General features: G+C 43.0%; 24 protein-coding genes, 2 rRNA genes and 2 other annotated features. All 26 genes read right to left on the bottom strand.

Annotation, left to right across the window (positions count from 1 at the left end):
* Positions 1 to 172: 172 nt before the first annotated feature.
* Entirely contained in the window at positions 173 to 778 is a 606-nt protein-coding gene (locus NSQ25_RS00685) for a class I SAM-dependent methyltransferase (RefSeq protein WP_034283897.1), read from the bottom strand.
* A 96-nt stretch (positions 779 to 874) separates the two neighbouring features.
* On the bottom strand, positions 875 to 1240 hold the full coding sequence (gene rplL / locus NSQ25_RS00680; RefSeq protein WP_008345418.1) for a 50S ribosomal protein L7/L12: 366 nt from the start codon (positions 1238 to 1240) through the stop codon (positions 875 to 877).
* A 48-nt stretch (positions 1241 to 1288) separates the two neighbouring features.
* Positions 1289 to 1789 (bottom strand): 50S ribosomal protein L10, encoded by a 501-nt coding sequence (rplJ, locus tag NSQ25_RS00675; protein ID WP_024425590.1) that lies wholly within the window; start codon positions 1787 to 1789, stop codon positions 1289 to 1291.
* Positions 1790 to 1858: 69 nt separating this feature from the next.
* Positions 1859 to 1999 (bottom strand) — a sequence feature (ribosomal protein L10 leader region).
* Between the two features lie 49 nt (positions 2000 to 2048).
* A complete protein-coding gene (gene rplA, locus NSQ25_RS00670; protein WP_017359164.1) occupies positions 2049 to 2747 on the bottom strand; it encodes a 50S ribosomal protein L1 in 699 nt (232 codons plus the stop codon).
* A 99-nt stretch (positions 2748 to 2846) separates the two neighbouring features.
* Positions 2847 to 3272, bottom strand: coding sequence for a 50S ribosomal protein L11 (gene rplK, locus NSQ25_RS00665; RefSeq protein WP_003216956.1), 426 nt, complete (start codon positions 3270 to 3272; stop codon positions 2847 to 2849).
* 171 nt (positions 3273 to 3443) lie between these two features.
* Positions 3444 to 3977 (bottom strand): transcription termination/antitermination protein NusG, encoded by a 534-nt coding sequence (gene nusG / locus NSQ25_RS00660; RefSeq protein WP_003217197.1) that lies wholly within the window; start codon positions 3975 to 3977, stop codon positions 3444 to 3446.
* Between the two features lie 171 nt (positions 3978 to 4148).
* Positions 4149 to 4325: a preprotein translocase subunit SecE gene (gene secE, locus NSQ25_RS00655; protein WP_008345422.1), complete on the bottom strand. Its 177-nt coding sequence runs from the start codon at positions 4323 to 4325 to the stop codon at positions 4149 to 4151.
* A 34-nt stretch (positions 4326 to 4359) separates the two neighbouring features.
* Positions 4360 to 4509 (bottom strand): 50S ribosomal protein L33, encoded by a 150-nt coding sequence (gene rpmG, locus NSQ25_RS00650; RefSeq protein ID WP_008356502.1) that lies wholly within the window; start codon positions 4507 to 4509, stop codon positions 4360 to 4362.
* A 76-nt stretch (positions 4510 to 4585) separates the two neighbouring features.
* Positions 4586 to 5242 carry an RNA polymerase sporulation sigma factor SigH gene (sigH, locus tag NSQ25_RS00645; RefSeq protein WP_008345424.1) on the bottom strand — a complete coding sequence of 219 codons (657 nt, stop codon included), beginning with the start codon at positions 5240 to 5242 and terminating at the stop codon, positions 4586 to 4588.
* 63 nt (positions 5243 to 5305) lie between these two features.
* The gene (gene rae1, locus NSQ25_RS00640) at positions 5306 to 5818 is read right to left on the bottom strand and encodes a ribosome-dependent mRNA decay endonuclease Rae1/YacP (protein ID WP_024425589.1); all 513 of its coding nucleotides are present in this window, start codon (positions 5816 to 5818) and stop codon (positions 5306 to 5308) included.
* 2 nt (positions 5819 to 5820) lie between these two features.
* Entirely contained in the window at positions 5821 to 6570 is a 750-nt protein-coding gene (gene rlmB, locus NSQ25_RS00635; protein WP_024425588.1) for a 23S rRNA (guanosine(2251)-2'-O)-methyltransferase RlmB, read from the bottom strand.
* Positions 6554 to 6985: a Mini-ribonuclease 3 gene (locus NSQ25_RS00630; protein WP_024425587.1), complete on the bottom strand. Its 432-nt coding sequence runs from the start codon at positions 6983 to 6985 to the stop codon at positions 6554 to 6556. Before NSQ25_RS00630 ends, rlmB begins: the two co-directional genes overlap by 17 nt.
* A 3-nt stretch (positions 6986 to 6988) precedes the next feature.
* Entirely contained in the window at positions 6989 to 8389 is a 1401-nt protein-coding gene (cysS, locus tag NSQ25_RS00625; RefSeq protein ID WP_326136007.1) for a cysteine--tRNA ligase, read from the bottom strand.
* Entirely contained in the window at positions 8386 to 9039 is a 654-nt protein-coding gene (gene cysE, locus NSQ25_RS00620; protein WP_034283914.1) for a serine O-acetyltransferase, read from the bottom strand. Before cysE ends, cysS begins: the two co-directional genes overlap by 4 nt.
* 81 nt (positions 9040 to 9120) lie before the next feature.
* Positions 9121 to 9351 (bottom strand) — a binding site (T-box leader).
* Positions 9351 to 10802, bottom strand: coding sequence for a glutamate--tRNA ligase (gene gltX / locus NSQ25_RS00615; RefSeq protein WP_046314367.1), 1452 nt, complete (start codon positions 10800 to 10802; stop codon positions 9351 to 9353). (Overlaps the previous feature by 1 nt.)
* A gap of 94 nt (positions 10803 to 10896) precedes the next feature.
* The gene (gene ispF, locus NSQ25_RS00610; protein ID WP_003216928.1) at positions 10897 to 11373 is read right to left on the bottom strand and encodes a 2-C-methyl-D-erythritol 2,4-cyclodiphosphate synthase; all 477 of its coding nucleotides are present in this window, start codon (positions 11371 to 11373) and stop codon (positions 10897 to 10899) included.
* Positions 11374 to 11376: 3 nt separating this feature from the next.
* Complete coding sequence (gene ispD / locus NSQ25_RS00605; protein WP_041115162.1) at positions 11377 to 12066, bottom strand: 2-C-methyl-D-erythritol 4-phosphate cytidylyltransferase; 690 nt, start codon at positions 12064 to 12066, stop codon at positions 11377 to 11379.
* 13 nt (positions 12067 to 12079) lie between these two features.
* Complete coding sequence (locus NSQ25_RS00600; RefSeq protein WP_024425582.1) at positions 12080 to 13180, bottom strand: PIN/TRAM domain-containing protein; 1101 nt, start codon at positions 13178 to 13180, stop codon at positions 12080 to 12082.
* Between the two features lie 153 nt (positions 13181 to 13333).
* Complete coding sequence (gene disA / locus NSQ25_RS00595; protein WP_024425581.1) at positions 13334 to 14413, bottom strand: DNA integrity scanning diadenylate cyclase DisA; 1080 nt, start codon at positions 14411 to 14413, stop codon at positions 13334 to 13336.
* A gap of 2 nt (positions 14414 to 14415) precedes the next feature.
* Positions 14416 to 15795, bottom strand: coding sequence for a DNA repair protein RadA (radA, locus tag NSQ25_RS00590; RefSeq protein WP_025092231.1), 1380 nt, complete (start codon positions 15793 to 15795; stop codon positions 14416 to 14418).
* A gap of 93 nt (positions 15796 to 15888) precedes the next feature.
* Positions 15889 to 18324, bottom strand: a complete 2436-nt coding sequence (clpC, locus tag NSQ25_RS00585) for an ATP-dependent protease ATP-binding subunit ClpC (RefSeq protein WP_007496263.1) — start codon at positions 18322 to 18324, stop codon at positions 15889 to 15891.
* The gene (locus NSQ25_RS00580; protein ID WP_024425579.1) at positions 18321 to 19412 is read right to left on the bottom strand and encodes a protein arginine kinase; all 1092 of its coding nucleotides are present in this window, start codon (positions 19410 to 19412) and stop codon (positions 18321 to 18323) included. Before NSQ25_RS00580 ends, clpC begins: the two co-directional genes overlap by 4 nt.
* 4 nt (positions 19413 to 19416) lie before the next feature.
* Positions 19417 to 19974, bottom strand: a complete 558-nt coding sequence (locus NSQ25_RS00575; RefSeq protein WP_024425862.1) for a UvrB/UvrC motif-containing protein — start codon at positions 19972 to 19974, stop codon at positions 19417 to 19419.
* A 14-nt stretch (positions 19975 to 19988) separates the two neighbouring features.
* Positions 19989 to 20453 (bottom strand): CtsR family transcriptional regulator, encoded by a 465-nt coding sequence (locus NSQ25_RS00570; RefSeq protein WP_003217184.1) that lies wholly within the window; start codon positions 20451 to 20453, stop codon positions 19989 to 19991.
* Positions 20454 to 20630: 177 nt separating this feature from the next.
* Positions 20631 to 20746 (bottom strand): 5S ribosomal RNA (rrf, locus tag NSQ25_RS00565).
* Positions 20747 to 20807: 61 nt separating this feature from the next.
* A 23S ribosomal RNA gene (locus NSQ25_RS00560) occupies positions 20808 to 23738 on the bottom strand.
* Positions 23739 to 23901 lie beyond the last annotated feature (163 nt).

The raw sequence follows: 23901 nt of genomic DNA, 5'->3' as shown, positions 1-23901 counted from the left end.
AGACAAAAGAAAAAAGGGTTTCTAAAATAAGAAAACCACATCCAAAAACAAATACCGATTTTATTAGTTTTCCCAAGTATGCATAATTTATACAAAATAGTTGTTTTTTAAGCCTATCAAGCAAAATATACACATTGGCATTTTATAATGTTAACACAGCTAGGAAACTGCGTCAAACTTTTTTAGCTTTGATTATATAGTAGCCCTTTTTTTTCAGCACAACCTCGACTTCTTCAAAGAGCTGCTCTAATTTTTCAATCGCAGATGGTCCACCTTGCTTCTTCTGAATAACCACCCACAACTCACCTTCCGGCAATAAATGATCAGCACTTTTTTCAAAGATCGCATGTACAACTTTCTTCCCTGCCCGTATTGGGGGATTGGTCAGTATAGAGGCAAAAGCAGCTGAGGAATGAACATTCGAGAACAAATCACTTTGATAGATGCGGACATTATCAATGCGATTATGTTTAGCGTTTTCCTTTGAAAGTTCGACTGCTCTTTCGTTCACATCAATCATATGAATGGTACGGCTAGTCATTTCGTTTGCTAACGATAAGCCAATCGGTCCATAACCGCAACCGACATCTAAGACATCGCCATCCAAATCAGGTTCTTCGAAAGCTTCAATTAAAAGCCTTGAACCAAAGTCGACTTCTTTCTTAGAAAACACTCCACTGTCACTTGTAAAAGTAAAGGTACGGTTTCTCAAGGTGAAGTCCCATGTCTGTTTATTGCTTTTCACTGATGGCTTTTCCGTATAATAGTGGTCACTCATGGTGAATGGACCTCCTCTGGATTCAATCGTTTCAGGAGATTAGAAAAGAAAAAGCCCGCCAGTAAAAGCGAGCTTTCCCAAAAGATTAGGCGAAGATTACTTAACTTCTACAGAAGCGCCAACTTCTTCAAGCTTAGCTTTAAGTTCTTCAGCTTCTTCTTTAGCAATACCTTCTTTAAGTGGTTTTGGAGTGTTGTCAACAAGTTCTTTAGCTTCTTTCAAGCCAAGACCAGTGATTTCACGAACCACTTTGATAACTTTGATTTTTTGGTCTCCAGCACCAGCAAGTACTAGATCAAAATCAGTTTTTTCTTCAGCAGCAGCACCGCCACCAGCAGCTACAGCTACAGGAGCAGCAGCAGTTACGCCAAATTCTTCTTCGATTGCTTTTACTAAGTCGTTTAACTCAAGTACAGTTGCTTCTTTAACTGAAGCAATGATTTCTTCGATATTTAAAGCCATTTGTAATTCCTCCATTTTAAGTTTTTTTACGTAAACGTAAAGTACGCATTAAGCGCCTTGTTCTTCTTTTTGATCTGCAACTGCTTTAGTAGCAAGAGCAAGATTACGAACTGGAGCTTGAAGAACGCTAAGCAACATAGAAAGTAAGCCTTCGCGAGACGGAAGTTCCGCAAGAGCCTTCACTTCTTCTACAGTCGCTACGTTTCCTTCGATGACACCAGCTTTGATTTCTAAAGCTTCGTGGCTTTTCGCAAATTCGTTGATGATTTTCGCAGGTGCGATAACATCTTCGTTACTGAATGCGATAGCGTTTGGACCTGTTAAGAAATCGTTTAAACCCGTTAGTTCAACTTGTTCAACTGCACGGCGAGTCAAAGTGTTTTTGTAAACTTTGAATTCTACGCCAGCTTCACGAAGCTGTTTACGAAGTTCAGTCACTTCAGAAACAGAAAGACCGCGGTAATCTACAATGACAGTAGACATACTATCTTTAAATTTAGAAGTAATTTCATCAACGACAACTTTTTTAGTATCGATTGCATTGCTCATGGTTACACCTCCTGTACATTCTTTGTGTAACACTTATACCGATCAGGCCATCACGTTCCTAACGAACGGTTCTCCATATAAAAAGCCTCCATTAAGACATGGAGGCTGTATATACAAGCATACGTTAACGTAAGACTGTGACATATACACCTCGGCGGGTTATTTAAGCCATAAGGCCCCTGCTGTCTACGGTATAAATGGACATTATTCTATTTTACAACATTTTGATATTATCAAAATGGTTGTCATAAGTCAAGAATTATTTTGCAGAGAAAGAAGATGGATCCACTTTCACGCCAGGGCCCATAGTAGATGTAACAGAAACGTTTTTCACGTATACACCTTTAGCCGCTGCAGGTTTTGCTTTAAGGATTGTGTCATAGATTGTTGCAAAGTTCTCAACAAGCTTTTCGTCCTCGAAAGAAACCTTTCCGATTGGCGCGTGGATGTTACCAGCTTTATCAACGCGGTATTCTACTTTACCAGCTTTGATTTCATTGATTGCTTTTTCAACTTCGAACGTTACAGTTCCTGTTTTAGGGTTTGGCATAAGACCTTTTGGTCCAAGTACACGACCGATCTTACCAACTTCACCCATCATGTCAGGTGTCGCAACGATTACATCGAATTCGAACCAGCCTTGTTGGATTTTAGTGATGTAATCAGAATCTCCAACGTAGTCTGCTCCAGCAGCTTCTGCTTCTTTTGCTTTTTCGCCTTTAGCGAACACAAGAACGCGTTGAGTTTTACCAGTTCCGTTAGGAAGTACAACTGCACCGCGGATTTGTTGATCGTTTTTACGAGGGTCTACGCCCAAACGAAAAGCAACTTCTACAGTCGCATCAAATTTAGCTGTATTTGCTTTTTTTGTAAGAGAAACAGCTTCAGCTACATCATACGCTTTAGTACGATCGATCAGCTTAGCAGCTTCTACATACTTTTTACCTTTTTTAGCCATTATAAAAATCCTCCTTATGTGGTTTTAGCGGAATAACCTCCCACGAATAAGGGTTGCGAACTTGTCAAAACCAAACTCGCAACCCAACAAGACAAAAAATTAATCTTCGATGACAATACCCATACTGCGTGCAGTACCTTCAACCATGCGCATAGCTGATTCAACGCTAGCAGCGTTTAAGTCAGGCATTTTTGTTTCCGCGATTTCGCGTACTTTATCACGCTTAACAGTTGCCACTTTATTACGGTTAGGTTCACCAGAACCAGACTCAATACCAGCTGCTTTTTTAAGTAAAACTGCAGCAGGTGGAGTTTTAGTAATAAATGTAAATGAACGGTCTTCAAAAACCGAAATTTCAACAGGAATGATAAGACCAGCTTGGTCAGCTGTACGAGCGTTAAACTCCTTACAGAATCCCATGATATTAACACCGGCTTGACCTAGTGCAGGTCCAACTGGTGGAGCTGGGTTAGCTTTTCCAGCAGGAATTTGCAATTTAACAACTTTAACTACTTTTTTAGCCACGAGACACACCTCCTTAAAGTCCGTGATGTGGTAATAGGGGAATCCCCCTCCCACTCAACAACTTCATTCTTTATATGAATGACGAAATAACTAGCTAGCGATCTTGAGTGAACTCAAGACGTACCTTTGCTATATTACCACTTCTATACACTCATTTCAAGCTCTTTTGAATTACAATTTATCGATCTGCGTGAACTCAAGTTCAACAGGTGTTTCTCTACCAAACATATTAACGAATACTTTGACTTTGCTTTTATCGTAGTCAATTTCTTCAATAGAGCCAGTGAAGTTAGCAAATGGTCCATCGATGACCTTAACTGTTTCTTTCAGTTCAAAGTCGATTTCTGTTTTGCGTTCTTCAAGACCCATTCTCTTCAGAATGGTTTCGGCTTCGCCTGGCAGCAGCGCAGTCGGCTTTGAGCCTGATCCAGCTGATCCAACGAATCCAGTGACACCTGGTGTATTACGAACGACATACCAAGAGTCGTCAGTCATCACGATTTCCACTAGGACATAGCCAGGGAATACTTTCTTTTTGACAACTTTTTTCTTACCATTTTTAATATCCGTTTCTTCTTCTTCTGGTACGACGACGCGGAAGATTTTATCCTGCATGCCCATTGATTCAACACGCTTTTCCAAATTCGCTTTTACTTTGTTTTCATAGCCAGAGTACGTATGCACAACATACCAATTCTTTTCCATTTTCGTTCAGGACTATTTAGTCCTTCCCTCCCCACATTTCATAATGTCTATTTGACGAATCTCGAGTAACGGTAAATATTTTCAAGCAATTGAAAAAACCCGTAAAACGGGTTTTTTGGCAAGTCATATTATGATCTATTATAGCACGTTCAGCAGACCATTATTCAAGTATTAATGAATTAATTCGATTAATTGTGAGATTCCTATATCAAGAAAAGAGAAAAAGATGGCAAAGAATACGACTGTTAAAATAACAGTGATTGTGTAGCGGACCATTTCGTTCTTCTTTGGCCAGCTGACCTTTTTCATTTCTTTTCCGACACTTTTTAAGAAACTGATAATACGCATGTAAAAGACCTCCACAGATTAAAGAACCCAAATCTTACTTCGTTTCTAAATGTGTTTTATGTGAATTACAAGTCTTGCAATATTTCTTAACTTCTAATCTTTCAGCTGCTGAAGCAACACTTTTCATTGTCGTATAATTGCGGCTTCCGCAGTCTTTACAGGCTAGAGTAATCTTTTTCCTCATATTTACACCTATTTTCTCGACATCATTTCATTAGTACCTTATCACAGTGTCGAAAAAGCTGTCAATATAGGTTTGATTAGAGACTAATCTCGCGAAGCTCTAAATATTTCTCTAATTTTCTCTTTACTCTTTGGAGTGCGTTATCAATTGATTTCACATGACGATTTAAATCTTCAGAAATCTCTTGATAGGATCTGCCATCAAGATAAAGCACAAGTACCTTTCTTTCCAGCTCGCTTAGCAGTTCACCCATCTTCATTTCGATATCATCAAATTCTTCTTTGCTAATAATTAAGTCTTCTGGGTTAAGCGCTTTAGCACCGGAAATGACATCCAATAATGTTCTGTCCGATTCTTCGTCGTAGATCGGCTTGTCTAATGATACATAGGAATTTAACGGGATATGTTTTTGGCGAGTAGCTGTTTTAATTGCGGTGATAATTTGGCGGGTAATACATAATTCTGCAAAAGCCTTAAATGAAGTAAGCTTGTCCTCTCTGAAATCGCGGATAGACTTATAAAGTCCGATCATTCCCTCTTGGACAATGTCCTCTCGATCCGCTCCTATCAAGAAATAAGATCTTGCTTTCGCACGTACAAAATTGCGGTATTTCGTTATTAAATAATCTAGCGCATCACTATCTCCGACATGAACCCTTTCAATGACTTGTTCATCTTCCAACTGGCAAAATTGCTCTCTGATGGACTTACCCTTGCTGTTGTTTAGATTCACTTCGATCCCCCCGACCGCACCTAGATAGAAATATTATACATTAATGGTTGAAATATCGTCAAGCTATTCCAGATTCCCCCGCCGCCATTTTTCAAACGTTTTCAATACATCTTCTGACAATTCAATCTTAGATGCTGGTTTATCAGAAGTAATCTTTTTGACCCTCGTTTCAATCTTTCGTTCTATCACTTCAATCTCTCTTAAAAGCTCACGAGCCGACTTCCGAAGAGCTCCTTGTCCAAAAATAGCCCATTGTTCCGTAAAATCTGAGGTTGCCACATGAATTTGCGTCCGGATATTATTCAAATCCTGCGCCAGCTTTTCAATCCGCTCATCCGCCGTTTCATTCTCTCTCGTAAAGATGACCTCTACTCGGTGGTTGGTCCGCTTCTTTTCAATTCCTTTGACCATATGGGCATCGAATACGACAATGACTCGATACCCTGTGTATGCTTGATATTCTGCTAAATGTTGAATCAGTACGTCTCTGGCTTCTTCAAAGCTGTTTTCCTTTAAGTGCTGCAGCTGAGGCCATGCACCTATCATGTTGTATCCATCGACTAAGAGGATATCCATCTCTATTCTCCTAACGGATAACGTTTTCGATACACTTCATACATCAATAAACCAGCGGCAACTGATGCGTTTAACGAAGTAACCTTCCCGGCCATAGGCAGTTTAATCAGAAAATCACACTTTTCCTTAATCAATCGGCCAATTCCTTTTCCCTCGCTGCCAATCACAAGAGCCAGCGGCATTGTGCCATCAAATTGTCTGTAATCCTGTTTAGCAGACGCATCTGTTCCCGCAACCCAGATTCCTCTTTCTTTCATTTCATCAAGGGCTCTTGAAAGATTGGTCACTTTTGCAACAGGAATATGCTCAATTGCTCCAGTGGATGCCTTAGCAACTGTTGTTGTTAGACCGACCGCTCTCCTTTTCGGAATGACAATCCCGTGTGCACCTACAGCATCTGCCGTTCTCATAATAGATCCTAAATTATGCGGGTCTTCAATCTCATCTAAAATCAGAAAGAAAGGCTGTTCATTCCGCTTTTCAGCGATTTGATACAGGTCGTCCAATTCTGCATATTCATATGCTGCTACTTGTGCAACGATTCCCTGGTGCTGACCTGTAACCATTTGATCAAGCTTTTTCCTCGGAACATACTGAATGGTGATATTTTGCTTTTTAGCGAGTTCAATGACCTGCTGGGCTTGTCCTTTTACAGTGTTTTCTGCCATCCAGAGCTTGTATAACTCCCGATCTGACTTCAGTGTCTCAATCACTGCATTTTTCCCAATGACATAATCATGTTGCTGACTCATTTGTCTTCCTCCCTGACGTTCCGATTTCAATCGCCTGACCAATCAGCTCTTCTAAGCGTTCGTCCTGCTTTTCGATAAATAAATAACCCATGAGCGCTTCAAACGCTGTACTATAACGATACGTTTGAACGTCTGTGTTTTTAGGCACTGTGCCTGATTTTGCGTTTCTTCCTCTTTTCAGCACCGCTTCTTCTGCTTCAGTGAAAAAGCCTTGCTGCTGAAGCGTAAATAAAATAGCAGCCTGTGATTTAGCTGAAACAATTTTGCTTGCTCGTTTGTGCAGCTCATTTGGTTTTGTCGCCCCCGTTTGGAGGAGGTGATGCCTCACATATACTTCAAAAATGGCATCACCCATATAAGCCAGCGCAAGTCCGTTCAGCTGTTTACCGTCTTTCAGCTTTTCAAAATTCAACATTGCCTATTCTCCTCTTTTCCAGCGAGTACCTTGAGGAGTGTCCTCCAACACAATATTCATGTTCTTTAATTGATCACGAATTTGATCAGATAGGGCAAAGTCACGATTTCTTCTAGCTTTATTGCGTTTTTCAATTAACGCTTCTACCTCTTCGTCAAGCGTGTGCTTTTCTTCTAATGAGAAGCCGAGAACAGACGTAATTTCTTGGAACAAGCCGATAAATGCCTTGATCACTTCCTCCGAAGTATGATCATTTTCCATATAATAATTCGCCTGTTTCGCTAATTCGAATAAAACAGAGATCGCATTTGCCGTATTGAAGTCATCATTCATTTCGGAAATAAATGTTGCACGCTGCTCTTCAATTTTTGCCAGCCATTCAGCATTGTCTTCCGTGATATTTGTGCTGCTCTCTAGACGGTGATGTAAATTCGCATACGATGTTTTGAGTCGGTTAAACGCACTCTTTGTACTTTCTAATAAATCCATTGAGTAATTAATTGGGTGGCGATAGTGCACCGACAACATAAAGAAGCGAAGCACATCAGGATCTTGTTCTTTCACAATGTCATGCACCAGCACAAAGTTGCCAAGTGATTTTGACATTTTTTCATTATCGATATTAATATACCCGTTATGCATCCAATACTTCGCAAAAGGCTTCCCTGTCAAAGCCTCAGATTGGGCAATTTCATTCTCATGGTGAGGGAATGTTAAATCCTGTCCGCCAGCATGAATATCGATCGTATCACCTAAATATTTTTTGACCATTGCCGAGCATTCAATGTGCCAGCCTGGGCGTCCTTCGCCCCACGGGCTATCCCAAGAGATTTCCTGATCCTTTGCAGCCTTCCAAAGAGCAAAGTCCAGTGCATCTCGTTTCTTTTCACCTACTCGAATACGGGCACCTGTCTTCAGTTCATCAATTGATTGGTGAGAAAGCTTTCCATAGCCTTCAAATGAGCGTGTGCTGTAATACACGTCGCCATCTGCTTCATAGGCGTAGCCTTTTTCAATCAATGTGGCAATAAACGCAATGATATCATCCATGTTTTCCGTCACTCGCGGGTGAAGGTCTGCTTTTTTGCAGCCGAGTGCACTGACGTCTTCGAAGTAGGCCTGGATAAACCGGTCAGCAATTGTCGGCACATCTTCTCCGAGTTCGTTGGCTGCTTTGATGAGTTTATCATCCACATCTGTAAAGTTTGATACAAAGTTCACATCGTAACCGCTGTATTCTAAATACTTACGTACAGTGTCATAAACAATAGCAGGTCTAGCATTCCCGATATGAATGTAGTTATAAACGGTTGGTCCGCACACATACATCTTGACCTTTCCTGGCTCAAGCGGGACAAATTCTTCCTTCTTACGTGTCAATGTATTATAAATATTGATTGTCATGATTGTTCTTCCTTTCTGCTCAATGAAGCCAGCTCACCTTTTAGCTTTTCCATTTCTCGTTCCAATTCTTTGAAACGATCGGAAATTGGATCTGGCAAATCTTGATGATTGAGATCACGATTGATTTTCTTTCCATTTTGAACGACGACTCGCCCAGGTATACCGACAACGGTGGAATGGTCGGGTACGTCCTTTAACACGACCGACCCCGCTCCAATCTTGGCTCCTTTTCCAACTGTAATGGAACCAAGCACCTTGGCACCTGTCGCAATGAGGGCATCGTCTAAAATGGTCGGATGCCGCTTTCCCTTTTCTTTCCCTGTTCCCCCTAATGTCACGCCTTGGAAAACAGTGACGTTGTCTCCAATTTCACATGTTTCCCCGATCACGACGCCCATGCCGTGATCAATGAAGAACCGCCTGCCAATGGTTGCCGCCGGATGAATTTCCACCCCTGTGAAAAAACGGCTGACCTGAGAAATGATCCGCGCAATAAAGTACAGCTTCCGCTTATAAAATGCATGCGCAATACGGTGAGCCCAAATCGCATGAAGTCCTGAATAGGTTAGCACTACTTCAATATAGCTTCTAGCAGCAGGATCTTGATCAAACACAGTATCAATATCTTCTTTCAGCATTTTGAAAAACACATGCTCCCCCCGTTCTTCCCCATGAATCTCTCTTAGGACTTGCTCTCTTTTTTGGACAAATAAAAAACGCCTCTGCCAAATGACAGAGACGTTTTGAAAACGCGGTTCCACTCTGTTTAGAAAGCCACTTATCTTGAAGCCTTCTCAACTTAATCCCATAACGGAGGGTACCGCCCTTGCATACTAACGTACGTGTTCCTCAAGGGTCTTGAGGGTGCATTTCCAACATCTGCCCATAAGTCTCTTTCAGCCGGTGGAGACTCTTTCTGTGATGGACGAGTACATTGTACTTCTCCCTCGCAACGATTTCTTTATATTTGTTTAATGCGGTTTAATACCGTTTCTTTACCTAGTAATTCAATACTTTGCGGAAGTTCTGGGCCATGCGTTTGTCCTGTGACAGCCACACGAATCGGCATGAATAGTTTCTTGCCTTTATGCCCTGTTTCTTTTTGTACCGCTTTAATGGCAGCCTTGATTTCATCAGGTGTGAAAGACTCAAGCTGTTCAAGCTGACCTGCAAAAGATGCCATCACTTCTGGTACTTGCTCCTCTGCTAGAACTTCCTTTGCCTCTTGATTATACTCAATTTGCTCCTTAAAGAACAACTCTGTCAACTCAACAATTTCTGCTCCGTAGCTTAATTGTTCGTGATACAGAGAAATAAGCTTGCGTACCCACGTGTTTTCTTCTTCAGTCAGCTGCTCACTTACCTTGCCTGCCTTTTGAAGATGTGGAAGTGTTAGTGCCACAACCTGATCAAGATCAAGAGCTTTCACGTATTGGTTGTTCACCCATTTTAGTTTATGCATATCGAATAGAGCTGGTGACTTAGAAAGTCGGTTCACATCAAAAATGTCGATGAATTGCTCTTTTGTAAACAGTTCTTCTTCGCCTACTGGAGACCATCCAAGTAATGCAATGAAGTTAAACAGGGCTTCAGGTAAATAGCCTAAATTCTTATATTGCTCGATGAATTGAATAATCGATTCATCACGTTTACTTAATTTCTTGCGGTTCTCGTTCACAATCAGCGTCATATGTCCGAATAGCGGAACATCCCAGCCAAATGCATGAAAAATCATGATTTGTTTAGGGGTATTTGAAATATGATCCTCTCCGCGAAGAACGTGAGTCATTTTCATCAAATGATCATCCACGGCAACTGCAAAGTTATAAGTTGGCGTGCCATCTTTCTTCACAATAACAAAGTCACCAATGCCGTCTGTTTCAAATGAAATATCACCTTTGACCATGTCGTCAAATTTGATGATTTCTCCTTTTGGTACTCGGAAGCGGATGCTTGGCTCTCTTCCTTCAGCAATCAGCTTGTCCTCTTCTTCTTTTGATAAATGACTGCATTTACCAGAATATCGAGGCATTTCGCTGCGGGCGATCTGTGCTTCACGCTCTGCCTCTAGCTCTTCTGCCGTACAATAGCACTTATACGCCAAGTCCTTCTCTAGCAGCTCATCATAATATTTTTTATAAATATCATTACGCTCTGATTGTCTGTAAGGACCGTAGCCGCCATCTTTATCAATGCTCTCATCCCAATCAATACCGAGCCATTGCAGGTGGCGAAGCTGGCTTTCCTCCCCGCCCTCTACATTACGCTTTTGATCCGTATCCTCGATTCGAATAATAAATTTGCCGCCTTGGCTGCGTGCGAACAAATAGTTGAAAAGAGCCGTTCTAGCATTCCCAATATGTAAATGACCAGTTGGACTCGGTGCATAACGAACACGCACTTCATTTCCCATGAGTTTAACTTCCTTTCATCTGCATCATGTTGTCTGACACCAATTTTTTATAAACGTATTTTATCATCAAAACCCATTCTCATCAAAATGGATTTTACTTTTTCTGAAGAAGCACTGTTGCCTGAGAGGCAATTCCTTCGCCTCTTCCTGTAAATCCAAGTTTCTCTGTCGTTGTTGCTTTGACATTCACCTGTGTGACATCTGCCTCAAGCGCTTCTGCAATTTTCTCACACATTGGTTGAATGTAAGGTGCCATTTTTGGCTTTTGCGCCATGATGGTGCAGTCAATATTCACAAGTGTGTAGCCCTTTTCTTTCACAAGTGCCCACACATGCTGCAATAATTTAAAAGAATCTGCATCCTTAAACTCAGGGTCAGTGTCCGGGAAATGTCTGCCGATATCTCCTTCAGCAATCGCACCCAGGCATGCATCTGCCACTGTGTGAAGCAGTACGTCAGCGTCTGAATGACCTAGCAGTCCCTTTTCATAAGGGATGGTGACCCCGCCAATAATCAGAGGTCTCCCCTCTGTTAATTGATGTACATCAAAACCTTGTCCTATTCTCAACATGATCTAGTACCCTCTTTCCGCATCCATAATTGCTTTGGCAACCAATAAATCATCCGGTGTTGTCAGCTTAATATTGGTATAGTCTCCTTGGACAATATACACATTCTCACCCTGTAATTGTTCAACAAGACTGGCGTCGTCTGTTCCAAAGAAGCCTGTCCGCTCCGCATATTCATGCGCCTCTTTTAAAATAGAATGACGAAAAGCTTGTGGGGTCTGGACTGCCCACAAGCTCTGACGTTCAATGGTTTGTTCCACTTTGCCTTCTTGAACGCGTTTGATTGTGTCTTTCACTGGTACCGCTACAACTGCGGAGCCTTTTTCAATCGCTGCTTTAACGAGCAAGTCAATCTGTGTATGCTTAATAAAAGGCCTTGCTCCATCATGAACAAGCACGATGTCCGCATCTTTCACAGCCTTTAATCCTTCGTATACACTTTGCTGACGTTCTTCACCGCCAGTGACAAGTGAAACAGGCGTTTGAAAAGCGTGTACCTTGAGTAGCCTTTCAAAGTCTTGACGCTCCTCTTCATTGATCGCTAGGATCATGCGTTTGCATTGCGCATGAGCGTCAAACACCTTTAGTGTATGAATGATGACCGGCATTCTTTTCAGCTCAATAAAAAGCTTATTACGGCCGGCCTTCATTCGTTTCCCCTGCCCCGCAGCCGGAATAACTACTTCATAATACATGTTCGTTCTCCCTTTAGAGCGCCTTCTCCAGAAGTTTTGGCTTCGCAAAAATCATTCTTCCAGCAGCAGTCTGCAGCACACTTGTGACGAGCACGTCAATGTCTTTTCCAATGTAATTGCGTCCTTCTTCGACCACAATCATCGTACCGTCATCTAAGTAAGCAACACCTTGGTTATGCTCTTTTCCATCTTTGATGACCTGTACCTTCATTTCTTCCCCAGGCAGTACAACCGGTTTAACGGCATTGGCTAGATCATTGATGTTTAACACTGCTACTTTTTGAAGTTCGCATACTTTATTTAAATTAAAATCATTGGTCACAACAACACCTGAAGTTAATTTCGCCAGCTTCACAAGCTTGCTATCAACCTCTTGAATGTCTTCGAAGTCACCTTCGTAAATTTCAACTTTGATATCCAATTCTTTTTGAATACGATTTAAAATATCTAGACCTCTTCGGCCTCTATTTCTCTTTAATACATCTGAAGAGTCTGCAATATGCTGTAATTCCTCGAGTACAAATTGAGGAATGACCATGACGCCTTCTAAGAATCCAGTTTGACAAATATCTGCGATTCTTCCATCAATGATAACACTTGTGTCTAAAATTTTCAGCTTTTTATCTTCTATTTCAGGTTCATCATCAGCTGCTCCCTTTTTCTTTGTGACCTTTGCAGATCGGGAGAACAGCCCTATCATTTCATCCTTCTTCTTAAATCCTACCTGAAATCCAAGGTATCCTAAAAAGAAAGCCAGGAAAATCGGAATAATGGTACCAAAAATATGATATGGGATATTGTTTAGCGGGATCACGTTTACAATAAGATATGCTAGAATAAGTCCAAATACTAATCCGAAACTTCCAGATATAAGATCAGGAAGAGGCGCCTTCAATAGAGAATCCTCGATCCATTTCACCCAATTTACCACATAACCTGTGCACCATTTACCAATGATGAAGAACACAACGGCTCCTATTAGTGCTGATGAGTAAGCATTTGTTATGAAAGGTATGTCCTTTACATTTAAAAGCAGAAATAACTCTGGAATGATAAAAATCCCTACAACTGCACCCAAAATGATAAAAAACGCCTGAACGATTCTTTTTAACATACCTTCACCTCCTTTATTTTTCATCTGTCAATCCACCTTCATCTGACATTAATATATGTTTGAGTTTCCTATCATGAGCAACAGAAAACAAAACCATCATTAATATACCCATATTCATCCATTTTTAACCGTAATAGAGAAAAATTTCTCTTCTTAAAGCTGACGGTCAATGTAATGTTTTTCTTGTAACCTTTTTAATCCTTTTTTTATCTTTTTCGCTCTTACTTCTCCAATTCCTTCTACTTCATCCAATTCTTGTACATCTGCTTCCATAATTCGATCTAGCACACCGAATGCTTCAACCACATTTTCGACGATTGGCATTGGCAGTCTAGGGATTTTATGGAGCAATCTATATCCTCTTGTGTACACATATTCGTCAATATTTGTAGAAGCTGGATATCCAAGTAACTTGTACAGAATGGAATCATCTAAAAGCTCAAAGCTCGACATATCTTGAAGTTGTTTAAGCAGCACATACGGATCTTTGATCTTTTCTTTCACGTAATCTTTAATAAATAAAGCTGCTTCCTGCTCCATATCTGTAATCAATTCATTGACTTGCAGGCGGATCAAGTGTCCCTCTGTTCCGAGCTCTTTGATATACATATTGATTTCATTTTTGATCCTGAGTACCATTTCGTAGCGGTGCAACACGGATAATACATCACCAAAGGTCACAAGCTCTTCAAATTCTAGGGCGCTTAACGCAGAAATGGCGTGATCTAAAATCGTTTTATATTTCTCAAGTGTTTGAATGGCTTGATTGGCCTTTGTTAAAATAAAGCCAATATCTTTCAGCGTATAACGACGATTCCCTTGGTATAAGGTAATGACGTTCCTCCGTTCAGAAATGGCAATGATTAAGCAGCCTGTCTGCTTTGCTACACGTTCAGCCGTCCGGTGCCTCATGCCTGTTTCCGATGAATGAATGGTTGCATCTGGCATCAGCTGTGTATTCGCATACAAGATTTTTTGACCAGAATCGCTAAGAATAATGGCCCCGTCCATCTTCGCCAATTCATATAAATGTGCTGGGGAGAAGGCCGAATTAATGTGAAATCCTCCATCTACCACACTCTTTACTTTGTCATTATAACCAACAACAATGAGCCCGCCAGTATTGGCTCTCAGGACGTTTTCAATCCCTGCCCGCAGAGGTGTTCCTGGTGCCACAAACTGTACAATATCTAAGAGATCGAGTTCTCTCGCTCCTTTTTTCTCTTTTTCCATTTCTATGATCCCCCTAGTGAAATTCGAAGTGCCTCCGCTACATTTTCTACACCAACTAACTCAATCCCTCTCGGCTTTTTCCATCCGTCTATATTCGCCTGAGGAATAAACATTCGCTTAAATCCTAGTTTTGCAGCTTCCTGCACTCGCTGTTCAATTCTTGATACTCTTCTGACTTCTCCCGTCAGACCGACCTCTCCTATAAAGCAATCCGCTTGATGCGGCGCTGCATCTTTAAAGCTTGATGCAATACTGACAGCAATAGCTAAGTCAATCGCCGGTTCGTCAAGCTTCACACCGCCTGCGACCTTTAAATACGCATCTTGGTTTTGCAGCAGCAGCCCCACGCGTTTTTCTAAAACTGCCATGAGCAGCGATACTCGATTATGATCAAGGCCAGTGGCCATTCTTCGCGGATTCCCAAAGCTTGTCGGGGAAATTAATGCCTGTATCTCGACAAGTACGGGTCTTGTTCCTTCCATTGAGGCAACAACACACGAACCAGATACACCTGCCGACCGCTCTTCTAGAAAGATTTCTGATGGGTTTAATACTTCCGTGAGCCCTTCCTCTCTCATTTCAAAAATTCCCAATTCATTCGTTGAACCAAATCGGTTTTTGACCGCCCGTAAGATACGAAACGTATGATGACGCTCGCCTTCAAAATAAAGAACTGTGTCCACCATATGCTCTAAAAGGCGTGGACCTGCGATCGAGCCTTCTTTGGTCACGTGACCAACGATAAAAATAGGAATACCATTTGTCTTGGCAATCTTCATCAGCTGCGCTGTACATTCTCTAACTTGAGATACAGAGCCGGGAGCTGACGTGATATCGCTTTGATAAACGGTTTGAATCGAATCCACCACAACAAAAGCAGGTTTCATCTCCTGTATAGCAGACGTTATATACTCCATATCGGTTTCAGCCAAAACATGTAAAGAGGCGCTTTCAATGCCAAGGCGGTCCGCTCTTAGCTTCGTTTGTTTAATGGACTCCTCACCAGATATGTATAACACATTCTGATTTTTGTCTGAGAGCTGTGCTGATACTTGTAATAATAATGTGGACTTCCCAATCCCAGGATCTCCGCCGATGAGAACAAGAGAACCTTTGACAATTCCACTTCCTAATACTCGGTTAAATTCTTCTAAATTTGTTTTAATTCGGGGTTCTTCGGATGTTTCAATTGCAGATATAGGTGAAGGTTTTTGAATGGTTTGAACAGAATGATTAAAAGCACTTCGACGGTTTGCCGGCTCTTTGCGAACGACCTCTTCTGTCATACTGTTCCACGTGCCGCAGCCTGGACATTTCCCCATCCATTTGGCTGACTCATAACCGCACGATTGGCATATAAATTTTGATTTTGTCTTAGCCATAGATTGAAGAATACAACTCCTTATACTGGTCAGAAAATAAGTAAAGGGAGGCATACACCTTACTGGTATGCCTCACACTTTTTTCTTACTATATTAGTTCGTAGCAGCCGTCGCTTTTACGACAATCTCTCCATCTTCCACATCTAATACGATATGTTGACCTTTTTCAATATTCCCCTTCAGAAGCTCTTCAGAAAGTCGATCTTCTACATGCTTTTGAATCGCTCTTCTTAACGGACGCGCACCGTACTCAAGATCTACTCCTTCGTCGGCAATCTTCGCTTTTGCTGCTTCCGTCAATTCAATTGATAGGTCTTGTTCTTTTAATCGTTTTGTCAATTGATCAGACATGAGAGACACGATCTCTTTTAGATGTTTCTTCTCAAGCGAGTGGAAGACAATGATTTCATCAATACGGTTGATAAACTCAGGTCTAAACGCACGTTTCAACTCGCCCATCACTTTGCCTTTCATATCCTTGTAATTTTGACTTTCATCCTGCACGTTAAACCCAACATATTTATTGCGCTTCAGCTCACTAGCTCCAACGTTTGATGTCATAATCAAAATCGTATTTCTAAAGTCAACGGTACGCCCTTTAGAATCAGTCAGACGACCATCTTCTAACACTTGCAGTAAGATATTAAATACATCTGGATGCGCCTTTTCAATCTCGTCTAAAAGAACGACAGAATAAGGTTTTCTTCTCACTTTTTCAGTCAGCTGTCCACCTTCATCATAGCCCACATAGCCTGGAGGTGACCCAACAAGTCTGGATGTAGAGTGCTTCTCCATGTATTCAGACATATCAATACGGATCATTGCTTCTTCATCACCGAAAATAGACTCAGCAAGTGCTCTTGCAAGCTCCGTTTTACCAACCCCTGTTGGACCTAAGAAGATAAAGGAGCCGATTGGGCGCTTCGGATCTTTCAGGCCAGCACGCGCACGTCTCACCGCTTTTGCTACAGCGACAACCGCTTCATCCTGTCCGATCACGCGAGAGTGGAGCAATTGTTCCATATTCAGAAGCTTATCTGTCTCCGTTTGAGCAATTTTCGAAACAGGCACTCCCGTCCAGCTGGAAACGACCATTGCGATATCATCTACAGATACCTCTGAATTCTCTTGTCCCTGCTTTTCTTTCCATGATTTCTTTGTAACTTCTACTTTTTCACGCAAACGCTGTTCTGTATCGCGAAGAGAAGCTGCTTTTTCAAATTCTTGGCTTTGAACTGCCGCATCCTTTTCCTTGCGTACTTCATCCAGCTTTTGCTCTAATTCTTTTAGGTTAGGCGGTGTTGTGAACGAACGTAAACGGACTTTCGAACCTGCCTCATCAATTAAATCAATCGCCTTATCTGGAAGAAATCGGTCAGAAATATAACGGTCAGACAGCTTCACCGCCGCCTCAATCGCTTCATCTGTAATAGACACACGGTGATGTGCTTCATACCGGTCTCTAAGCCCTCTTAAGATTTGAATACTTTCATCAACAGACGGCTGATCTACTTGAATTGGCTGGAAACGTCGTTCAAGCGCAGCATCCTTTTCAATATATTTACGGTACTCATCTAACGTTGTCGCCCCAATACATTGAAGCTCTCCACGTGCTAGGGATGGCTTCAAGATATTAGACGCATCAATCGCGCCCTCTGCTCCACCAGCACCAATAAGTGTATGAAGCTCGTCGATAAAGAGAATGATATTTCCTGCCTGGCGAATTTCGTCCATCACTTTTTTCAAACGATCCTCGAATTCACCACGATATTTCGTACCAGCTACAACAGTTCCCATATCCAGGGTCATTACTCGTTTATCACGCAGGATTTCAGGCACTTCATTATGAATAATTTGCTGTGCAAGACCTTCTGCGATGGCTGTTTTACCAACACCAGGCTCACCAATCAGCACAGGGTTATTTTTTGTTCTTCTACTTAGGACCTCAATGACACGTTGAATTTCTTTGCTTCGGCCAATGACAGGGTCCAAGCTGTCCTCTTTTGCGATAGCTGTTAAATCTCTTGCCAGGCTATCTAGTGTTGGTGTATTTGCATTGCTATTAGAGCCAGCTGCAGATGCACCTGTTTCATTGCTTCCAAGCAGCTGCAGGACTTGCTGGCGTGCTTTATTTAAGCTCACTCCGAGGTTATTTAAGACACGGGCAGCGACACCCTCTCCCTCACGAATAAGACCTAATAGAATATGTTCTGTCCCTACATAGGAATGACCTAGCTTTCTTGCTTCATCCATTGAAAGCTCAGTGACCTTCTTCGCTCTAGGCGTATAATGAGGAATAGCTTGAGACACCTCTTGCCCTCTTCCAATCAAGCTTTCGACTTCTTTTTGGATTTTATCTGAAACAAGGCCCAGTGCTTCTAACGCTTTGGCAGCGATGCCCTCACCTTCACGTACAAGGCCAAGTAAAATGTGCTCAGTACCAATATTCTTATGGCCTAGGCGAATGGCTTCTTCTTGTGCAAGTGCTAATACCTTTTGAGCTCTTTCAGTGAATCTTCCAAACATCATATCGTTTCATCCTCCTGTCCATTCCTATGCATTTCTAAGCGCAGCCTTTCTCTAATAATCGCTGCTCGTTTTATATCTCGTTCATTTGGCTCTAAGGCTCCTCCTGAATATTGTTGAAGGAAGCCGGGCTGAGTCAAAATCATGAGTTCATTCAGTATATTACTTGAAAGCCCCTTAATGATACCTAAATCAATTCCAAGCCGCACATCTGACAAACACTTCGCTGTTTCCTTTGATTCAATCATACGACAATTGGCCAAAATCCCTAAAGAGCGGTACACTCTGTCCTCAAGTTCAATTTTAGATGTTTGATATAACGCTTTTCGTGCAGATCGCTCTTGTTCAATGAGCTGAGCGGTCACACTATTCAAGTCATCTACAATGTCTTCTTCTGATTGACCAAGTGTCATTTGATTTGAAATTTGAAAGATGTTCCCTATTGCTTCGCTGCCCTCACCATAAATTCCTCTGACCACAAGACCTAATTGATTAATGGCCGGAATAATCCGATTCATCTGTCTTGTGAGCGCTAATGCTGGTAAATGCATCATGACCGAAGCCCTAATACCTGTACCTACATTGGTCGGACAGCTTGTTAAGTATCCTCGCTTTTCAGAAAACGCGTAATCCACTTGCTCTTCAATCCAGTCATCTACCTGATTAGCCGCTTTTAGTGCATTGGCTAGCTGAAAACCTGGGAATAAGCACTGGATTCGAATATGGTCTTCTTCATTCAGCATCACACTGATTTCTTCATTTTCAGAAAGCAAACAGCCGCCAAATCTTGATTCAGCTAAATTGGGGCTAATCAAATGCTTTTCAACAAGTACCCTCTTTGCTAAAGGCTGCGTTTCATTCATTCGAATCAGAACAAAGTTTCCAATGTCCTTCACTTCCTGGCTAGCAAACTTTTGCTCGAATTGCTGGAGAACAGCTTCAGCTTCAGCTTGAGAAAACTGAGTTGGGAAACGAACATGCTCTAGATTGCGAGCTAGCCGGATACGACTACTTAGAACAATGTCACTTTCTGGTCCTTTTTGTTTCATCCACTGACTAAGAGCGTCTTGAATAAAATGCTGGAGCGACATGACGTTAATCTCCCTCCCTCTGCTGAGATTGCTCATGCTCTAATGCACGAATTTGATCTCGAACTTCCGCTGCCTTTTCGAACTCTTCCTGTTCAATCAGCTGCTTCAGCTCTTGCTGCATTAACTCAAGTTTCCGGCGAACATGCAGGCTGCCGGCAATTCGTTTTGGTACTTTTCCATTATGGACTGTATTCCCACTATGGACTTTCCGTAAAACAGGGTTCAGATACTGATCAAATGTACGATAGCATTCTGCACAGCCAAATCGGCCTGTTTTTCTGAACTGCTGAAAGGTTAAGCCACACTTAGGACATTGATCCACTTCTTTCGCTTCTTGAAAAATAGACGAGCCCTTGTTAGCACTTGTGGTGAAGCTAGGATCAATATTCAATAAGCCTGATAATAAGTTGTGAATCGAGAAACCTTGGTTTCCACTCATAGCATATGAATCACTGTTTTCTTTTGCACATTGTTCACATATGTGCATTTCTTGTTTTTCTCCATTTATAACTTTCGTAAAGTGAAAAGTGGCTGGTCTCTCATTACATTCTTGACAAATCAATCTTTTCACCCGCTTTACTTTAATTTCAAAGCATTTAACATCGCTTTCATCATCCGAGCCCGCAGTTCATCTCGTTCAGGTAAATCAATATGCAATACAGAACGGTCCATGACACTAATCATCATCTTAGCTTCTCTTTCAGATAATATGTTATTTTCAACAAGACGCATGATGATATGATCAGATGCAGCCTGTGATAACCGATGATATATTTGGGAAATAATATTGTTCAATAAGTCGACTTCATCATTCATTTTGACTTTAATGATGCGGATATAGCCACCGCCGCCACGCTTACTTTCAACGATATAGCCTCTCTCGCTCGTAAAGCGTGTATTGATAACATAGTTTATTTGTGAAGGTACGCATTGAAACTTATCTGCAATTTCATTGCGTTTAATTTCTAATATTTCTCGACCGTTCTGATCCAAGACTTCCTTCAAATACTGCTCGATGATATCAGAAATATTTTGTGCCACTCCGCCTCCTCCTCCATTGACTTTGACTATATTTGACTTTAATCTTACTATAAATTTTTTCGATCAATTTTTCAAGATAATCGCTCAACTAACAATATTATTTCCACATTTATATGGTGTCAAACCTCCCAAAAACACAAAAAAGACCAGTTCCGACTGGAACTGATCCTAATAGAAGCTTGGCGGCGTCCTACTCTCACAGGGGGAAACCCCCAACTACCATCGGCGCTGAAGAGCTTAACTTCCGTGTTCGGTATGGGAACGGGTGTGACCTCTTCGCTATCGCCACCAAACCTGATGGAGAGAATGTTCTCTCAAAACTAGATAACAATGTTCATGCTTCACAATAGAATATAGGTTAAGTCCTCGATCTATTAGTATCTGTCAGCTCCACGTGTCACCACGCTTCCACCTCAGACCTATCAACCTGATCATCTTTCAGGGATCTTACTTCCTTGCGGAATGGGAAATCTCATCTTGAGGGGGGCTTCATGCTTAGATGCTTTCAGCACTTATCCCGTCCGCACATAGCTACCCAGCGATGCCCTTGGCAGAACAACTGGTACACCAGCGGTGCGTCCATCCCGGTCCTCTCGTACTAAGGACAGCTCCTCTCAAATTTCCTGCGCCCGCGACGGATAGGGACCGAACTGTCTCACGACGTTCTGAACCCAGCTCGCGTACCGCTTTAATGGGCGAACAGCCCAACCCTTGGGACCGACTACAGCCCCAGGATGCGATGAGCCGACATCGAGGTGCCAAACCTCCCCGTCGATGTGGACTCTTGGGGGAGATAAGCCTGTTATCCCCGGGGTAGCTTTTATCCGTTGAGCGATGGCCCTTCCATGCGGAACCACCGGATCACTAAGCCCGACTTTCGTCCCTGCTCGACTTGTAGGTCTCGCAGTCAAGCTCCCTTGTGCCTTTACACTCTGCGAATGATTTCCAACCATTCTGAGGGAACCTTTGGGCGCCTCCGTTACATTTTAGGAGGCGACCGCCCCAGTCAAACTGCCCACCTGACACTGTCTCCCTGCCCGATAAGGGCAGCGGGTTAGAAGGTCAATACAGCCAGGGTAGTATCCCACCGATGCCTCCACCGAAGCTAGCGCTCCGGTTTCCAAGGCTCCTACCTATCCTGTACAAGCTGTACCAACATTCAATATCAGGCTGCAGTAAAGCTCCACGGGGTCTTTCCGTCCTGTCGCGGGTAACCTGCATCTTCACAGGTACTATAATTTCACCGAGTCTCTCGTTGAGACAGTGCCCAGATCGTTGCGCCTTTCGTGCGGGTCGGAACTTACCCGACAAGGAATTTCGCTACCTTAGGACCGTTATAGTTACGGCCGCCGTTTACTGGGGCTTCAATTCGCACCTTCGCTTACGCTAAGCGCTCCTCTTAACCTTCCAGCACCGGGCAGGCGTCAGCCCCTATACTTCGCCTTACGGCTTCGCAGAGACCTGTGTTTTTGCTAAACAGTCGCCTGGGCCTATTCACTGCGGCTTCTCGGGGCTTTAACACCCTAAGAAGCACCCCTTCTCCCGAAGTTACGGGGTCATTTTGCCGAGTTCCTTAACGAGAGTTCTCTCGATCACCTTAGGATTCTCTCCTCGCCTACCTGTGTCGGTTTGCGGTACGGGCACCTCTCACCTCGCTAGAGGCTTTTCTTGGCAGTGTGGAATCAGGAACTTCGCTACTAAATTTCGCTCGCCATCACAGCTCAGCCTTTACGGGAAACGGATTTGCCTATTTCCCAGCCTAACTGCTTGGACGCGGATATCCAATACCGCGCTTACCCTATCCTCCTGCGTCCCCCCATTGCTCAAATGGTGAGGAGGTGGTACAGGAATATCAACCTGTTGTCCATCGCCTACGCCTTTCGGCCTCGGCTTAGGTCCCGACTAACCCTGAGCGGACGAGCCTTCCTCAGGAAACCTTAGGCATTCGGTGGACGGGATTCTCACCCGTCTTTCGCTACTCATACCGGCATTCTCACTTCTAAGCGCTCCACCAGTCCTTCCGGTCTGGCTTCACAGCCCTTAGAACGCTCTCCTACCACTGTTCGTAAGAACAGTCCGCAGCTTCGGTGATACGTTTAGCCCCGGTACATTTTCGGCGCAGAGTCACTCGACCAGTGAGCTATTACGCACTCTTTAAATGGTGGCTGCTTCTAAGCCAACATCCTGGTTGTCTAAGCAACTCCACATCCTTTTCCACTTAACGTATACTTTGGGACCTTAGCTGGCGGTCTGGGCTGTTTCCCTTTCGACTACGGATCTTATCACTCGCAGTCTGACTCCCAAGGATAAGTCATCGGCATTCGGAGTTTGACTGAATTCGGTAACCCGGTAGGGGCCCCTAGTCCAATCAGTGCTCTACCTCCGAGACTCTTACCTTGAGGCTAGCCCTAAAGCTATTTCGGAGAGAACCAGCTATCTCCAGGTTCGATTGGCATTTCACCCCTACCCACACCTCATCCCCGCACTTTTCAACGTGCGTGGGTTCGGGCCTCCATTCAGTGTTACCTGAACTTCACCCTGGACATGGGTAGATCACCTGGTTTCGGGTCTACGACCACGTACTCATGCGCCCTATTCAGACTCGCTTTCGCTGCGGCTCCGCATCTTCTGCTTAACCTTGCACGGGATCGTAACTCGCCGGTTCATTCTACAAAAGGCACGCCATCACCCGTTAACGGGCTCTGACTACTTGTAGGCACACGGTTTCAGGATCTATTTCACTCCCCTTCCGGGGTGCTTTTCACCTTTCCCTCACGGTACTGGTTCACTATCGGTCACTAGGGAGTATTTAGCCTTGGGAGATGGTCCTCCCGGATTCCGACGGAATTTCACGTGTTCCGCCGTACTCAGGATCCACTCTGGAGAGAACAATATTTCAGTTACAGGGCTGTTACCTTCTTTGGCGGGCCTTTCCAGACCTCTTCGCTTATATCATTCCTTTGTAACTCCGTATAGAGTGTCCTACAACCCCAAGAGGCAAGCCTCTTGGTTTGGGCTGTTCCCGTTTCGCTCGCCGCTACTCAGGGAATCGCATTTGCTTTCTCTTCCTCCGGGTACTTAGATGTTTCAGTTCCCCGGGTATGCCTTCTCATACTCTATGTATTCAAGTATGGATACTACTCCATTACGAGCAGTGGGTTTCCCCATTCGGAAATCTCCGGATCAAAGCTTGCTTACAGCTCCCCGAAGCATATCGGTGTTCGTCCCGTCCTTCATCGGCTCCTAGTGCCAAGGCATCCACCGTGCGCCCTTTCTAACTTAACCATTTCTTACTTTAGAAAGAATCACTATGTGTGATGAACTTTGCATTGCATTCAATGTGAATGTATTACTTATTGTTATCTAGTTTTCAAAGAACAATCCTGTCTCGCTAGAGACATGTTTTGAAGGAATGATCCTTCAAAACTAAACAAGACGAAAACGTACG

The sequence above is a fragment of the Bacillus sp. FSL R5-0512 genome (genome assembly GCF_038593295.1).
Lineage (GTDB): Bacteria > Bacillota > Bacilli > Bacillales > Bacillaceae > Bacillus > Bacillus safensis.
This window is presented reverse-complemented; position numbering and strand designations above follow the sequence as displayed.